This window comes from Arhodomonas sp. SL1 (assembly GCF_052060015.1).
GTDB lineage: Bacteria > Pseudomonadota > Gammaproteobacteria > Nitrococcales > Nitrococcaceae > Arhodomonas.
This window is the reverse complement of the sequence record NZ_JBPODZ010000003.1, coordinates 204939-219630: the sequence shown is the minus strand read 5'-3', so window position 1 is coordinate 219630 and position 14692 is coordinate 204939. Positions and strand designations below refer to the sequence as shown.

The window sequence follows — 14692 nt, the reverse complement described above, 5'->3', positions numbered from 1 at the left end:
TGACAGGGGGAGTCGGGCAATGAATGACGACGAGCACACCGCCCCCGGCGCCTCGTCCGGCGTCGAGGCCTTGCTCGAGCGCCTCCGCGACGAGGGCGTGGAGGCCGGCAGGGAACGCGCCCGGCACATCGTCGCCGACGCCGAGCGCCGGGCCACCTGGATGATCGAGCAGGCGGAGCGTGACGCCGAAGGCATCCGCGAGGAGGCGCGACGCGAGGCCAAGCACCTGGAGCACTCGGCCCGGGAGGCGGTGCGGACCGCCGCCCGCGACACCATACTGGAGATGCAGGCCACACTGACCCACCGCTTTCGCGCCCACCTGCACTGGCTGGTGCGCGAGACCCTCTCCGAGGAGTCGTTGCTCCGCGAGCTCGTCCTGGAGCTCGCCGCCCGTGCCCGGGAGGACACGCCACTGGATGCCGATGGGGACGTGGAGTTCATCCTTCCCCGCGACGTGGTGGGCCTGGAGGAGCTGCGCCGCAACCCCGAGGAGCTCCGTGAAGGCAGCCTGTCGCACTTCGTGGTCGCAATGGCCCGGGATGTGCTGCGCGAGGGGGTGCGCTTCACCGCCGGCGACCACGAGCACGGCCTGCGGGTGCGCCTCACCGATCACGACATGGAGATCGACATCACCGAGGCGGCGGTGGCCGAGTTGCTGCTCGAGCACCTGCAGCCGCGTTTCCGGGCCATGCTCGAGGGGATCGTCAAATAGCCCATGACCGGTCGTCACCAGTACGTCGCGTTGCTGACGAGCCTGCCCGCCCTGCCCGAGACGCCATTCGGCCGGGAGCCGCCGGCGTTGTCACCGCTGCGCCTGGAGCGCCGCCTCGCGCTGCTCACCGACGGACACCAACGAGTCCTGGGGGCGCTTGAAGGCCTGCTCGACTGGAAGGCGCTGGGCATGGCGGTCAGCGACCGAACGGTGGTGCGGCGCTTCCACAGGGCGGAATCCGAGCTCGCGGAGCACCGCATCCTCGATCTGGTGAGCCCGATGCTGGAACGGCGCACCGTCATCGCGGCACTCCGGCAACGCGCCGCGGGTCACCAGCCGCCCGCACCGGGGGCGCCCTGGGGCGCGGGTCCGCGCCTGGAGCATATGCGGCTGCACTGGTCGGACCCGCTCCTCGGCCTGGGCGCGCGCTTCCCCTGGCTCGCCGAGGCGCGGCAACGCCTCGGCGCAGGGCCGCCACTGGCACTGGAACGCCTGCTGCTCGGCCTGGACTGGGACCTGCTCTCCCGCGCGCGAAGCCAGCACCGATTCGACTTCCGGGCAGTGGTGATCTACGCCCTGCGCTGGCGCATCGTCACCGCCTGGCGCCGCTACAATGCCGAGGCCGCCGAGCGCCGGCTCTACAAGGGCATGCATGACGGCCTCGGCGACCACCGCAGCCTCTTCCCCAACGCCGCGCCCCGGGAGTGATCCGCATGCCCGCCACCAACGTCGAAGGCCAGCATACCCCGGACTGCACCGTCGTCTCGGTGCAGGAAGACATCGTGGTCATAGAGACCACGGAGCGCTCCACGGGCCTGATGAAGAACGAGGTCGTCTACATCCATCCCGCCGGCGCTGACGGGGACCGTGGCCAGCGGCTCAAGGGCGAGATCCTTCGGGTTCGCGGCCGCAACGCCGATGTGCAGGTCTTCGAGGACACCGGCGGCATCGCGGTAGGCGACCCGGTGGAGCAGAGCACGGAGATGCTCTCGGTGACCCTGGGCCCGGGCCTGCTCGGCCAGGTCTACGACGGCCTCCAGAATCCCCTCGAGCAGCTTGCGTTGCAGTCCGGTTTTTTCCTGCCACGGGGTGTGCACCTCCAGGCGCTGGACCATACCACCCAGTGGTCCTTCTCGCCGCGGGTGCGGATGGGGGAGACGGTGAAGGCCGGCGACGTGCTGGGCACAGTGCAGGAGGGCCGCTTCCCCCATCGGATCATGGCGCCCTTCGACCTGCGGGGGGAGTGGCAGGTGAGCTGGATCCAGGAGGGCAGCTTCGCCGTCGACATCCCGGTGGCCCGGCTCGCCGACGCCGAGGGCAACGAGCGGGCGATCCCGCTCGCCCAGCGCTGGCCGGTGCGCCTGCCGCTGCCGGAACGGCTGCTCCGGGCCAACGCCAGCGAGCGGCTGTACCCGCAGCGGCCGGTGACCACCACCATCCGCGTCATCGATACCTTCTTCCCCATCGCCGTCGGCGGCACGGCCTGCATACCGGGGCCCTTCGGGGCCGGCAAGACGGTGCTGCAGAACCTCATCGCCCGCTACGCCACCGTGGACATCGTGATCATCGTCGCCTGCGGGGAGCGTGCCGGCGAGGTGGTGGAGACCATCACCGAGTTTCCGAGGCTCACCGACCCGACCACCGGCGGCTCGCTGATGGACCGCACGGTAATCATCTGCAACACCTCGTCGATGCCGGTCGCCGCCCGCGAGGCCTCCATCTACACGGGCATCACCATCGGCGAGTACTACCGCCAGATGGGCCTGAACGTATTGCTCATCGCCGACTCCACCTCGCGCTGGGCCCAGGCCATGCGCGAGACCTCCGGGCGGATGGAGGAGATCCCCGGCGAGGAGGCCTACCCCGCGTACCTGGACTCCGCGATCCGCAGTGTCTACGAACGCGCCGGCGTGATTCGCAACAATGCCGGCGATGACGGCAGCCTCACCATGATCGGCACGGTCTCGCCGGCCGGCGGCAACTTCGAGGAGCCAGTGACCCAGGCGACGCTGAACACCGTCAAGGCGTTCCTGGGGCTTTCCGCGGATCGTGCCTACAAGCGTTTCTACCCCGCGGTGGATCCGCTGCAGTCCTGGTCGCGCTACCGCGCCGAGCTCGCCGACCACATCGCCGAGCACCTCGGTCAGGGCTGGCCGGCGCGCATCGAGGAGCTGCTGCAGCTGCTCCACGACGGCGACGACGTCGCGCAGATGATGCAGGTCACCGGTGAGGAGGGGATCACCATCGAGGACTACCTCACCTATCAGAAGGCGTATTTCCTGGATCTCGTCTACCTCCAGCAGGACGCCTTCGACGAGGTCGACGTCTCCACCCCACTGGCGCGCCAGCGCCGCAGCCTGGAGCTGGTCTACCGACTGGTCGGTGCGGACTACGACTTCGAGGACAAGGAGCGCATCCGAGGCTATTTCACCGATCTCGCCCAGGCGATGAAGAACCTGAACTACTCGCCCACGGACTCGGGGGAATACCGGCACTATCTCGACGAGATCCGGCGACTCGCCGGCGAGGCGGGCGTCGAGATCGACTAACGGCACGGACTGCGACAGGGTCGGCACCACGACCACGCCCGCAGCGTTCGATTAACAGCCCCGCCGTTGTGTGCTAGTTTTCTCGCTTTACCCAATCCGAGCTGTTCCGGAGATCCGAGCATGTCCCTGGACGCCTCAACCGTGGCGCAGATCGCGCATCTCGCGCGCCTCGGTATCGACGAGTCCGCCGTCGGCGACTACGCCTCGAGCCTCGGCGAGATCCTCGACTTCGTCGAGCAACTCGGCGAGGTGGACACCACCGGCGTGGAGCTGCTCGCCCACCCGCTGGAGACCACCCAGCGCCTGCGCGCCGACGAGGTCAGTGAGACCGACCAGCGCGAGCGTTTCCAGGCCATCGCGCCCGCCGTCGCCGACGGGTTGTACCTGGTGCCCCGCGTCATCGAGTGATTCCCGGGAGGCCCCCGCCCCATGCATGAAAAGACCATCGCCGACCTCTCCGCCGGGCTCGCCGCCGCCGAGTACTCCAGCCGGGAGCTCACCGAGCACTACCTGCGGCGCATCCGCGAGCACGACGGGCGGCTGAACAGCTTCATCACCGTCACCGAGGAACGCGCCCTGGCCGCGGCGGAGGCCGCCGACGCCCGGCGCGCCCGCGGCGAGGCCGGGCCGCTGACCGGCGTCCCGCTGGCCCACAAGGACATCTTCTGCACCGACGGCGTGCGCACCAGCTGCGGCAGCCGGATGCTGGACAACTTCATCGCGCCCTACGACGCCCACGTGGTGGAGCGGCTGGAGTCGGCGGGCATGGTGCTGCTCGGCAAGACCAACATGGACGAGTTCGCCATGGGCTCGTCCAATGAGACCAGCTACTACGGGCCGGTGCACAATCCTTGGGATGCCGATGCCATCCCCGGGGGCTCCTCGGGCGGCTCCGCGGCGGCGGTGGCCGCCCGCCTCACCCCGGCGGCCACCGGCACCGACACCGGTGGCTCCATCCGCCAGCCCGCCGCGATGTGCGGCGTCAGCGGCCTCAAGCCGACCTACGGTCGGGTATCCCGCTACGGCATGATCGCCTTCGCCTCCAGCCTGGACCAGGGCGGCCCGTTCGCCCGCAGCGCGGAGGACCTGGCGCTGCTGCTCGCCGCCATGGCGGGTTTCGACCCCCGGGACTCTACCAGCGTCGAGCGCGAGGTGCCGGACTACACGGCCATCCTGGGCGATTCGCTCGAGGGCCTGCGCGTCGGCCTACCGAGGGAGTATTTCGGCGAGGGCCTGGACGCCGGGGTGCGCGCCGCCGTCGACGAGGCGGTCGAGGTCCTGCGGGCCGAGGGCGCCACCATCACCGAGGTATCGCTACCCAACAGCCACCTGGCGGTGCCGGTGTACTACGTCATCGCCCCGGCGGAGGCCTCCTCCAACCTGGCACGCTACGATGGGGTGCGCTTCGGTTACCGTTGCGAGGACCCGCAGGGCCTGGAGGATCTCTACAAGCGCAGCCGCGGCGAGGGCTTCGGCGACGAGGTCAAGCGCCGCATCATGGTGGGGACCTACGCGCTGTCCGCCGGCTATTACGACGCCTACTACCTCAAGGCCCAGCAGGTCCGGCGCATGATCCGCGACGACTTCAGCCAGGCGCTCGGGGAAGTGGACATCCTACTCGGGCCGGTGGCCCCGACCCCGGCGTTCAACCTCGGCGAGAAGACCGACGACCCGGTGCAGATGTATCTCTCCGACATCTACACCCTCGCGGTGAACCTCGCCGGTCTGCCCGGCCTGTCCATTCCCGCCGGCTTCGCCGGTGCACGACCGGTGGGCCTGCAGCTCATCGGCAACTACTTCGACGAGGCGCGCCTGCTCAATGTCGGCCACCGCTTCCAGCAGGCCACCGACTGGCATCTGCGCGCGCCCCAGGGCTTCGAGTAAGGAACCAACCGCCATGCAGTGGGAACCGGTCATCGGGCTCGAGATACACGTCCAGCTCGCCACCGACACCAAGATCTTCTCCGGCGCATCCACCGCCTACGGCGCCGAGCCCAACCGCCAGGCCTGCGCCGTGGACCTCGGTCTGCCGGGCGTTCTGCCCGTGCTCAACGAGCGCGCGGTGCGCTTTGCCGTGCGCCTGGGCCTGGCCCTGGACGCGGAGCTCGCCGGTCGTTCGGTATTCGCGCGCAAGAACTACTTCTACCCGGACCTGCCCAAGGGCTACCAGATCTCGCAGTACGAGCTGCCCATCGTCGGCCGCGGCCATCTGGACATCGACCTTGAGGACGGCACCACCAAGCGCATCGGCGTCACCCGCGCCCACTTGGAGGAGGACGCCGGCAAGAGCCTGCACGAGGGTTTCGAGGCAATGACCGGCATCGACCTCAATCGTGCCGGGACGCCGCTGCTCGAGATCGTCTCCGAACCGGATATGCGCTCGGCGAGGGAAGCGGTGGCCTACATGAAGAAGCTACACTCATTGGTGCGCTATCTCGGCATCTGCGACGGTAACATGCAGGAGGGGAGCTTCCGCTGCGACGCCAATGTCTCCGTGCGGCCCAAAGGGCAGGAGGCCTTCGGCACCCGAGCCGAGCTCAAGAACCTCAACTCCTTCCGCTTCGTCGAGCGCGCCATCAATCACGAGATCGAGCGCCAGATCGAGCTGATCGAGGACGGCGGGACCGTCATCCAGGAAACGCGGCTCTACGACGCGGACAAAAACGAGACGCGCTCGATGCGCACCAAGGAAGAGGCCAACGACTATCGCTACTTCCCGGACCCCGACCTGCTGCCGCTGGAGGTGAGCCCGGCGCTCATCAAGGACGTGCGCGGCGAGCTCCCGGAGCTGCCGGACGCCAAGAAGGCCCGTTTCGAGGCGGACTACGGCCTGCCCGCCTACGACGCCGGGGTGCTCACCGCGAGCCGCGAGCTGGCCGACTACTTCGAGGCCGTCACCGAGGCCGCCGGCGGCGAGACCAAGCTGGCCGCCAACTGGGTCATGGGCGAGCTCTCCGGGGCGCTCAACAAGGCGAGCCTGGAGATCACCGACTCGCCGGTGAGCGCGGAGGCCCTGGGCGGGTTGCTGCGGCGTATCAGCGACGAGACCATCTCCGGCAAGATCGCCAAGGACGTCTTCGAGGCCATGTGGAACGGCGAGGGCGGCGCCGACGCGGTGATCGAGGCCAAGGGCCTGAAGCAGGTCACCGACACCTCGGCCATCGAGGCCATGGTGGACGAGGCCATCGCCAACAACCCGAAGCAGCTGGAGCAGTACCGGGAGGGCAAGACCAAGCTGCTGGGCTTCTTCGTGGGGCAGGTGATGAAGGCCTCAGGCGGCAAGGCCAATCCGCAGCAGGTCAATGAGCTCCTAAAACGCAAGCTCGACGGCGAGTGACGGGCGCTTGAAGCCGCGCGGCGCGCCCCCATTTCCAACGCAATGAGTGACCGCCTCTACCGATTCCTCTTTGACGGCGCCGACGTGCGCGGCGAGCTGGTCCAACTCGACGCGACCTTCCGCGAGCTCACCCGCCGTGGTGACTACCCCCCGGTGGTGGCCCGGCTCCTCGGTGAGGGCATGGCCGCCGCGGCACTGCTCACCGCGACCCTGAAGTTCAGCGGCCGGCTAGTGATGCAGATCCAGGCCAACGGGCCGCTGACCGTGCTGGTAGTACAGGCCAGCAGCGACGGCGGACTCCGCGCCATGGCCCGCTACAACGCGGAAGTGCCGGATGCACCCCTCGACCAGCAGGCCCGGGAGGGGGCACTGGCCATTACCGTGGAGCCCGAGGATGACAGCCACCGCTACCAGGGCATCGTGGATCTCGCCCCGGGCAGCCTGGCGGCGGCGCTGGAGAAGTACTTTCGGGAATCCGAGCAGCTCGACACCCGGGTCTGGCTCTCCGCGGTGGAGGGCCGGGCCGGGGGGATGCTGCTGCAACGCATCCCCGGCGGCAGCGACGACGACCCGGACGCCTGGGAACGCAGCGGCCACCTCGCGGAAACACTGACTGCGCGGGAGCTGCTGCACCTGGATGTCGCTGACATCCTCCACCGGCTGTTCCACGAGGAGGACGTCCGGCTCTTTGACCCCCTGCCGCTTCGCTTCCAGTGCCGGTGCTCGCGGGAAAACGTGGGCGCGATGATCGCGGCCCTCGGCCCGGCGGAGGTCCGGGACATCGTCGCCGAACAGGGCGGGGTCGAGGTCCACTGCGACTTCTGCAACCAGCGCTACTACTTCGACGCGGTGGACGCGGAGCAGCTCCTCGCCGATCCCTCGGCAGGCCCGCCCTCGGCCACCCAACACTAGCGCCGCCGTTCGCGTCCGCCCTTACGCAGCCAGCGGTCCAGCGCCCGCAGCCGCTGCGGGGTGCCCACGTCCCACCACGTCCCCTTGTGGTGGCTCGCGGTGACGGCGCCGCGAGCGGCGGCCTCATGGAGCAGGGGCGCGAGACGGTGGACCCCGTCGGGCAGGCCCGCGAACAGCTCGGGACGGTACACCCCGACCCCCGCGAAGGTCAGCCGCGGCGCGCCGGGCTCCACCCGGCCGGCACGGTAGCCGAAGTCGCCCTCCGGGTTATGAGGGGGGTTGTCCACCAGCACCAGGTGCGCCTCACCCTCCGGCTCCCGCGGCAGCACCGATGGGTCCAGATCGATCCAGACGTCGCCATTGACCACCCAGAACGGCGCATTACCGAGCAAGGGCAGGGCCCTGCGGATCCCGCCCGCGGTTTCCAGGGCAGCCCCCTCCTCGTCGGATATCACCACCTCCAGGCCCCAGGCACCACCATCGCCGAGGTAATCGCGGATGAGCTGGCCCTGCCAGGCGACATTCACCACCACCCGGCTCACCCCGGCCGCCGCCAGGGCCCGCAGGTGATAGTCGATCAGGGGGCGCCCCCCCGCCTCCAGCAGCGGTTTCGGCCGGTGCTCGGTCAGCGGGCGCATGCGCTCGCCGCGGCCCGCCGCCAGGATCATGGCACGCATGGGCCCTCCTCGCCGACGCGGTAGCGCTCGAAGAGCGCAAGCAGCGGCTCGAGCTCCGGGTACGGGGCGGCCTCGCGGCGGATATAGCGGGCGAACCGCGGCAACTCCGGCAGGTAGCGGGGCTTCCCGTCCCGGTAGTAAAGGCGGGCGAAGATTCCCATGACCTTCAGGTGCCGCTGCACGGCCATCCAGTCCAAGTCCCCGCGGAACTCCCCCTCCGGCGGCAGGGCGAGGCCGGCCGCCGTTGCCAGCTGGCGGTAGCGGTCCAGCCAGCGGGCCTCCTCGGCGGGTGACCACTCCCAAAAGGCATCCCGGAGCAGGCTGGCGAGGTCGTAGGTAAGCGGGCCCGCCACGGCGTCCTGGTGGTCGATGACGCCGGGCAACGGGTCACAGTCCATGAGGTTCCGGGCCATGAAATCCCGGTGCACGCACACCCGTGGCTGGGCGAGCGCCCGCTCCACCAGCACCCTGGTGAGCCCGCGCCAGCCGCGCCGCTCGGCGAATCCGAGGCGCAGGCCGCGATGGCGGGCCAGGTACCACTGGGGGAACAGGGCCAGCTCCCGCTGCAGCAGCGCCGCATCATACGGCGGCAGGGACGCGCTGACGGGCGCGCGCTGCCAGCGCACCAGCGCCGCCAGGGCCGCCGGCATCAGCCGTTCCCCCTCGCCGCTGGCCAGTCCCGCCAGGTAGTCCCGCCCACCCAGGTCCTCGAGGAGCAGCCAGCCACGACGGCGTTCCACCGCGTGGATCGCCGGCACGTGCAGGCCGGCGCGGCGCAACAGGGCGGTGGTACGGAGAAACCGACGCAGCAGGTTGCCATCCCCTGCCGTGTCCATGACGACATAGGAGCCCATCCCGGGCCCGGAGAGGCGGAAATACCGCCGGCTGCCAGCATCCCCGGCCATGGGGCGGAGCGAAGCCCCGGGCACCCACCGGGCAACCCACCCGGCCAGGCCCGTCGGGATGCCCGCCCCGCTCGCCGCCATTGGATCCGCGCTGCTCCCTATCATGGCCCGGCATGATAGCAATCCGCGTCCGCTCGTGGCGGTGTTTGCCAGCTCCGCGGCCATGTGCCAAGGTAAGCGCGCCCTGCAGGAGAGACCCCGTGACCGGAGTGCGCAGCCCGATCCCACTGGTGCTGATGGTGCTGGCGATGGCCACCGCCTCGCCGGCACTCGCGGCGGAGGATCCCTGGGCACTGTGCGGCCCCCGGCTGACCCCGATGCCCATCGGCGATCCGGCCGACCGCGACGACCCGGATACGCCCACCCGCGCCTCGGCCGACCAGCTGCGCTACGAGACCGGCCGCTACACCCTAACGGGCAATGCGGCACTGGAGCAGGCGGACCGCCGGGTCGACGCCGATCGTTTGGAATACCGGCAGCGCCCACCACGGTTCACCGCCACCGGCAACGTCCGTTACCAGGAGTCGGGGCTGCTGTTCACCGCCGAGCGGGCGGCGCTGAACCTCGACGACGACACCGGGGAGCTCTCCGCGGTCAGCTACCGGGTGGAGGCCGGTCATCTCCAGGGGGATGCCGCCCGCATCGAGCGCCTCGACGGCAAACGCAGCCGCTACGAGGACGTCCGCCTGTCCACCTGCAACCCCGGCGAGGAGCTGTGGTGGCTGCAGGCGGAGACCGTGACCATCGACCGCGACGCCCGTCAGGGCACGGCCACCCATGCCTGGGTGTCGGTGGCGGACGTGCCGGTGCTGTACTCCCCCTGGCTGCGCTTCCCGGTGGGCAGCGACCGACTCACCGGGCTACTCGCCCCGGAGTTCGGCCATGACGACGACGGCGGCCTGCGCCTCGGCGTCCCCTGGTACTGGAACATCGCCCCCAACCGGGACGCCACCATCACCCCTACCCTGTATTCCCGGCGGGGGCTGATGCTTGGCGGCGAGTTCCGTTACCTGGAGCGAAACGTCGGCGGCAGCGTCCGCGCCAGCTACCTCCCCGACGATGACGACCAGGGCGACGACCGCTGGTCTGTTCGGCAACAGCACCGCTTCGGCGTCGGTGCCCACTTCAGCGGCGAGCTGGTCCAACGGCGGGTCAGCGACGACGACTACCTGGACGACTTCGACACCGGCTTCGGCGACGATGCCTTCGACCGCAGCGAGCGCCATCTGGAGAGTTACGCCCGCGCGGGCTGGGCAACGGACGACTGGCAGCTCAGCGCCGACGCCCAGAGCTGGCAGACCGTGGACCCGTTGGTCGCGGACGCGGCCCTCCCCTATGCCCGGCAGCCGCGGTTGCGCTTCAACTACCGCCCCCTGATCACGGAATGGCCGGTGGACGTAAGCCTCCGCGCCGAGGCGGTGGATTTCGACCACCCGGAGCCGGACCTGCGCGTCACCGGCTCCCGGCTTGACGTCATGCCCCGGCTGGCGCTGCCGATCCGAGAGCTCGGCTACCACTTCGAGCCGGCGGTGGCCTGGCGCTACACCGCCTACGACCTCGACGACCCCGACAGAGGCAGCCGCAGCCCGGACCGTGGGCTACCGGTCTACAGCATCGATGCCGGCGTCAGCCTCGAGCGCGAGTTGAGCGCCTTCGGTGGCGGTCTCACCCAGACCCTGGAGCCACGGCTCTACTACCTCTACGTCCCCGAACGGGACCAGGACGCGTTGCCGCTGTTCGACACCGACGCCCCGGAGCTGACCTACAGCGCGTTGTTCCGCGACAACCGCTTCGACGGCGCCGACCGCGTGGGTGACGCGAACCAGCTCACCCTGGGCGTGACCTCGCGCGTGCTCGACACCGCCACCGGCCGCAATCACCTGCGTTTCTCCGCGGGGCAGATCCACTACTTCGACGACCGCGACGTGACCCTGGAGGATACGCCGGAAACCGCCGGCAGCTCGGATTATTTCACCGAGCTGCGGGTGAACCTTCCGAAGGGACTGAGCGGCATGGTCAACTATCGTTGGGACGGCTCCCGGTTCAACGACCACGACCTCTACAGCCGGCTACGCTGGCGCGCCGGGCCCCAGACGCTGGTCAACATCGGCTACCGCGACCGGCGTGGCGAGGGACGCATCCCCCTGGAGCGGGCCGAGGCCAGTTTCGCCTACCGGCTAGGCCCGCAGTGGTCACTGCTTGGCGGCTGGCGGGAGGACCTGGACGCCGGCTTGACCAGCGAGCGCATGCTGGGCCTGGAATACGAGAGCTGCTGTTATGCGGTGCGGGCGGTGCATCGGGCGGTGCAGGACTCGGCCCCCGGCGATCAGCTGAACAATCAGTTCCTGCTGCAGTTCGTGTTCAAGGGCCTCGGGGGCTTGGGTGATACAATTCCCGCCGTCTTCGAGGACACCGTTCCCGGCTACCGCGCCAGCCGGCTGTACTGATAACGGGGGATGACCGTGTTGCGCAAAACCCTTCGCCACTGGAGCCTGGCCACCGTGCTGGCCCTGGTGACCGCCGTACCGGCCCCCGCGGCCGAATTGCTCGACGGCATCGTCGCCGTGGTCAACGACGATGTGGTGCTGCTCTCCGATTTCCAGCAAGAGCTCGAGCAGGTGCGAGCCGAGCTGGACCGGCGCGACATAGCGCCGCCCCCGGCGGAGGAGCTGCGCCGCCAGGTCCTGGAACGGCTGGTGGTGGAGCAGCTCCAACTCGATGAGGCGGAGCGGCGCGGGATCACGGTGGATGAGGCCACCCTGGACACGGCCGTACGGCGTGTCGCCGAACGGAACAACCTGGATCTACGCGGATTCCGTGACGCCCTGCAGCGGGAGGGGATGAGCATGGCGGACTTCCGGGACCGGCTGCGCCGCCAGATCACCATCCAGCGGCTGCGCCAGCGGGTCATGGATGAACGCGTCAACCTCACCCCCCAGGAGATCGATCAGTTCGCCGAGCGCATCGCCGAGGACCAAGAGGAGTTCCGGCTGCGCCACATCCTCGTCGCCATACCGGAGGCGGCCTCTGCGGGAGCCATTGCCGAGGCCCGGGAGGAGGCGGAGGCGCTGCGGCGGGAGCTCACCGAACAGGGCACGGACTTCGCCGCCCTCGCCGCCGCCCGCTCCGATGGTCGCAACGCGCTGGAGGGCGGGGATCTGGGCTGGCGGCGTGCGGGAGAGCTGCCCTCGGTAATTGCGGAGCGCCTCAGCGGCCTGGACCCCGGCGAGGTCAGCGAAATCCTCCGCACCCCGTCCGGATTCCATCTGTTCAAGATGGAGGACCGGCGCGATGCGGAACGCCATATCGTCACCCAGACCCGGGCACGTCACATCCTCATCGAGACCAACGAGGTGGTCAGCGACCGTGATGCACGGCTTCGCCTCGAGTCCCTGCGCGAGCGCATCGTCGGCGGAGAATCCTTCGAGGAGCTCGCCCGGGCCAACTCCGACGACCAATCCACGGCAAGCGAGGGAGGGGCGATGGGCTGGCTGACCCCGGAGGAGATACCCCCGGCCTTCCAGCGCCGGCTCGCCCAGCTCCAACCCGGGGAGCTCAGCCGTCCCTTCCGGTCCAGCGCCGGATGGCATTTGGTGGAGGTGCTCGACCGCCGCGAGGAGGACGCCACCGACACCTACCGTCGCAACCAAGCCGCTCAGCAGCTGCGCCAGCGCAAGGAGGAAGAGGAGACCGAGCTCTGGCTCCGACAGCTCCGCGAAGAGGCCTACGTGGACTACCGCCTGGAGGAGCTGGAGGACGCAGCGGTGTGAGCGCGCCTACACTCGCCCTCACCATGGGGGAGCCCGCCGGCATCGGCCCGGATCTCGTGGCCATGCTGGCGGCGGCGCCGCCCCCGGGCTGCCGGCTCGTGGTGGTGGGCGACCCGGTGGTCGTGGAGGACCGCGCCCGCCGCCTCGGCCTGCGCATCGGCCTAACCCCGTACCGGGAGGGCACAACGCCGCCGGCCGGCGCCACCGAGATCGCCGCCGTGCCCATGCGCAGCCCGGTCTCCTGCGGCCACCTCGATCCCGCCAACGCCCGAGCCGTCCTCGACAGCCTCGACGAGGCCCTGCACGGCTGCCTCCGCGGACACTACGACGCCATGGTGACCGCGCCGGTCCACAAGGGGATCATCAACGAGGCGGGCATCCCGTTCAGCGGCCATACCGAGTATCTCGCCGCAGGCAGCGGCGGGGCACTGCCGGTGATGATGCTGGTCGCCGGCGAGCTGCGGGTGGCCCTGGTCACCACCCACCTGCCGCTGCGCGCCGTGGCCGACGCCGTCACCCCGGAACGACTCCAGCGCGTGACCCGCACCCTAGTGGACGACCTGCAACGACGCTTCGGCCTGTCCCGCCCCCGGGTGCTGGTCGCGGGCCTCAATCCCCACGCCGGCGAGGGCGGGCACTTGGGCCGCGAGGAGATCGAGGTGATCACGCCGGTGCTGGAGCGGCTGCGCGGCGAGGGCCTGGACCTGGTGGGTCCCCTGCCGGCGGACACCTTGTTCACGCCGGATCAGCTCGCAGGGGCGGATGCGGTCCTCGCCATGTACCACGACCAGGGCCTGCCGGTGCTCAAGTACGCGGGTTTCGGCCACGCGGTCAACGTCACCCTTGGGCTGCCCCTGATCCGTACCTCCGTGGATCACGGTACCGCCCTCGATCTCGCCGGCAGCGGCCGCGCCAGCGACGGCAGCCTCCGGGCGGCTGTGGCACTGGCCGGCGAGCTCGCCGCGCGACGCCGCGAGGCCGCCGGTTGAGACACCGTCCGCGCCGTCGCTTCGGACAGAACTTCCTCCACGAGGGCGCCTACGTCCGCCGCATGGTGCAGGCCATCGCCCCCCGGCGGAGCGATCACGTCGTCGAGATCGGCCCCGGCGAGGGCGTGCTCACCGAGGCGCTGCTGCCCGAGGTGGGGCGATTCACCGCTGTCGAGATCGACCGCGACCTGATCCCTGGCCTACAACGGCTGGCGGGACACTTCCCGGACACGGACTTCCGGCTGATCGAGGCCGACGCCCTGGAGGTCGCCCCGGCGGAGCTCGCGATCGGCGGCGAGCGACTGCGCCTGGTGGGCAACCTCCCCTACAACGTCTCGACACCACTGCTGTTCCATCTCACCGACCCCGCCGCGCCCATCGCCGACCTCCATGTGCTGCTCCAGCGGGAGGTGGTCGAGCGCATGGCGGCCGCGCCCGGCGGGCGCACCTACGGTCGTCTGTCGGTGATGATCCAGTACCGGTGCACCGTCGAGCCCCTGTTCGACGTCCCACCGGGGGCCTTCCGCCCGCCGCCGAAGGTGACCTCCACCTTCGTGCGCCTGTGCCCCCACCCGGCTGCTCCGGTGGAGGTCCCCGCCGAACGGGCGCTGGATACGGTGGTGGCGCGGGCCTTCTCGGCGCGCCGCAAGACCCTGCGCAATGCGCTCAAGGGCCTGATCAGCGCCGAGACCATCGCCGCCGCGGGCCTCGATCCCGGCCAGCGACCGGAGACCCTGTCCCTGGAAGGCTTCGCCGCTCTGGCCCGAACCCTCGCGGCCAACAGGGAATAGCAGCAAAAACCGTCCCGCCGACAAGCCCGACCGCCAAATGAACGCGATAT

The 14692-nt window shown here is 70.1% G+C and carries 13 protein-coding genes; 11 read left to right on the top strand and 2 right to left on the bottom strand.

Features of this window, described 5'->3' with window-relative positions; all coding sequences use genetic code 11:
- Window positions 1-19 precede the first annotated feature (19 nt).
- The 7 genes from ACQ754_RS06545 to hslO all read left to right on the top strand — a co-directional run bounded on the left by ACQ754_RS06545 (window position 20) and on the right by hslO (window position 7510).
- The gene (locus tag ACQ754_RS06545; RefSeq protein ID WP_440996200.1) at window positions 20-712 is read left to right on the top strand and encodes a hypothetical protein; all 693 of its coding nucleotides are present in this window, start codon (window positions 20-22) and stop codon (window positions 710-712) included.
- A gap of 3 nt (window positions 713-715) precedes the next feature.
- Entirely contained in the window at window positions 716-1420 is a 705-nt protein-coding gene (locus tag ACQ754_RS06540; protein ID WP_440996199.1) for a hypothetical protein, read from the top strand.
- Between the two features lie 5 nt (window positions 1421-1425).
- On the top strand, window positions 1426-3261 hold the full coding sequence (locus ACQ754_RS06535) for a V-type ATP synthase subunit A (RefSeq protein ID WP_440996198.1): 1836 nt from the start codon (window positions 1426-1428) through the stop codon (window positions 3259-3261).
- A 120-nt stretch (window positions 3262-3381) separates the two neighbouring features.
- Window positions 3382-3669, top strand: a complete 288-nt coding sequence (gene gatC, locus ACQ754_RS06530) for an Asp-tRNA(Asn)/Glu-tRNA(Gln) amidotransferase subunit GatC (protein ID WP_440996197.1) — start codon at window positions 3382-3384, stop codon at window positions 3667-3669.
- A 21-nt stretch (window positions 3670-3690) separates the two neighbouring features.
- A complete protein-coding gene (gene gatA / locus ACQ754_RS06525) occupies window positions 3691-5145 on the top strand; it encodes an Asp-tRNA(Asn)/Glu-tRNA(Gln) amidotransferase subunit GatA (protein WP_440996196.1) in 1455 nt (484 codons plus the stop codon).
- A 13-nt stretch (window positions 5146-5158) separates the two neighbouring features.
- Window positions 5159-6598, top strand: coding sequence for an Asp-tRNA(Asn)/Glu-tRNA(Gln) amidotransferase subunit GatB (gatB, locus tag ACQ754_RS06520; protein WP_440996195.1), 1440 nt, complete (start codon window positions 5159-5161; stop codon window positions 6596-6598).
- 42 nt (window positions 6599-6640) lie between these two features.
- The gene (gene hslO, locus ACQ754_RS06515) at window positions 6641-7510 is read left to right on the top strand and encodes an Hsp33 family molecular chaperone HslO (protein ID WP_440996194.1); all 870 of its coding nucleotides are present in this window, start codon (window positions 6641-6643) and stop codon (window positions 7508-7510) included.
- Here the strand turns inward: hslO and murU are convergent.
- Together murU and ACQ754_RS06505 are read right to left on the bottom strand one after the other, a co-directional pair.
- Window positions 7507-8187: an N-acetylmuramate alpha-1-phosphate uridylyltransferase MurU gene (murU, locus tag ACQ754_RS06510; RefSeq protein ID WP_440996193.1), complete on the bottom strand. Its 681-nt coding sequence runs from the start codon at window positions 8185-8187 to the stop codon at window positions 7507-7509. The two genes, hslO and murU, sit on opposite strands and share 4 nt — an antisense overlap.
- Entirely contained in the window at window positions 8175-9092 is a 918-nt protein-coding gene (locus ACQ754_RS06505; protein WP_440996192.1) for an aminoglycoside phosphotransferase family protein, read from the bottom strand. Before ACQ754_RS06505 ends, murU begins: the two co-directional genes overlap by 13 nt.
- A 200-nt stretch (window positions 9093-9292) precedes the next feature.
- Here ACQ754_RS06505 and ACQ754_RS06500 point away from each other — a divergent pair, with 200 nt between their 5' ends.
- The 4 genes from ACQ754_RS06500 to rsmA are packed head-to-tail and all read left to right on the top strand — an operon-like array spanning window position 9293 to window position 14642.
- Window positions 9293-11539 (top strand): LPS-assembly protein LptD, encoded by a 2247-nt coding sequence (locus ACQ754_RS06500; protein ID WP_440996191.1) that lies wholly within the window; start codon window positions 9293-9295, stop codon window positions 11537-11539.
- A gap of 18 nt (window positions 11540-11557) precedes the next feature.
- Window positions 11558-12862, top strand: a complete 1305-nt coding sequence (locus tag ACQ754_RS06495; protein WP_440996190.1) for a peptidylprolyl isomerase — start codon at window positions 11558-11560, stop codon at window positions 12860-12862.
- 23 nt (window positions 12863-12885) lie between these two features.
- Window positions 12886-13851, top strand: a complete 966-nt coding sequence (gene pdxA, locus ACQ754_RS06490; protein WP_440996296.1) for a 4-hydroxythreonine-4-phosphate dehydrogenase PdxA — start codon at window positions 12886-12888, stop codon at window positions 13849-13851.
- Window positions 13848-14642, top strand: a complete 795-nt coding sequence (gene rsmA / locus ACQ754_RS06485) for a 16S rRNA (adenine(1518)-N(6)/adenine(1519)-N(6))-dimethyltransferase RsmA (RefSeq protein ID WP_440996189.1) — start codon at window positions 13848-13850, stop codon at window positions 14640-14642. The genes pdxA and rsmA overlap by 4 nt, the downstream gene beginning before the upstream one ends.
- Window positions 14643-14692 lie beyond the last annotated feature (50 nt).

What these genes read in the sequence shown, in the direction of transcription:
- ACQ754_RS06545 (WP_440996200.1), top strand. Translation starts at nt 20, where the DNA reads ATGAATGACGACGAGCACACCGCCCCCGGCGCCTCGTCCGGCGTCGAG.
- ACQ754_RS06540 (WP_440996199.1), top strand. Translation starts at nt 716, where the DNA reads ATGACCGGTCGTCACCAGTACGTCGCGTTGCTGACGAGCCTGCCCGCC.
- ACQ754_RS06535 (WP_440996198.1), top strand. Translation starts at nt 1,426, where the DNA reads ATGCCCGCCACCAACGTCGAAGGCCAGCATACCCCGGACTGCACCGTC.
- gatC (WP_440996197.1), top strand. Translation starts at nt 3,382, where the DNA reads ATGTCCCTGGACGCCTCAACCGTGGCGCAGATCGCGCATCTCGCGCGC.
- gatA (WP_440996196.1), top strand. Translation starts at nt 3,691, where the DNA reads ATGCATGAAAAGACCATCGCCGACCTCTCCGCCGGGCTCGCCGCCGCC.
- gatB (WP_440996195.1), top strand. Translation starts at nt 5,159, where the DNA reads ATGCAGTGGGAACCGGTCATCGGGCTCGAGATACACGTCCAGCTCGCC.
- hslO (WP_440996194.1), top strand. Translation starts at nt 6,641, where the DNA reads ATGAGTGACCGCCTCTACCGATTCCTCTTTGACGGCGCCGACGTGCGC.
- murU (WP_440996193.1), bottom strand. Translation starts at nt 8,187, where the DNA reads ATGCGTGCCATGATCCTGGCGGCGGGCCGCGGCGAGCGCATGCGCCCG.
- ACQ754_RS06505 (WP_440996192.1), bottom strand. Translation starts at nt 9,092, where the DNA reads ATGGCCGGGGATGCTGGCAGCCGGCGGTATTTCCGCCTCTCCGGGCCC.
- pdxA (WP_440996296.1), top strand. Translation starts at nt 12,886, where the DNA reads ATGGGGGAGCCCGCCGGCATCGGCCCGGATCTCGTGGCCATGCTGGCG.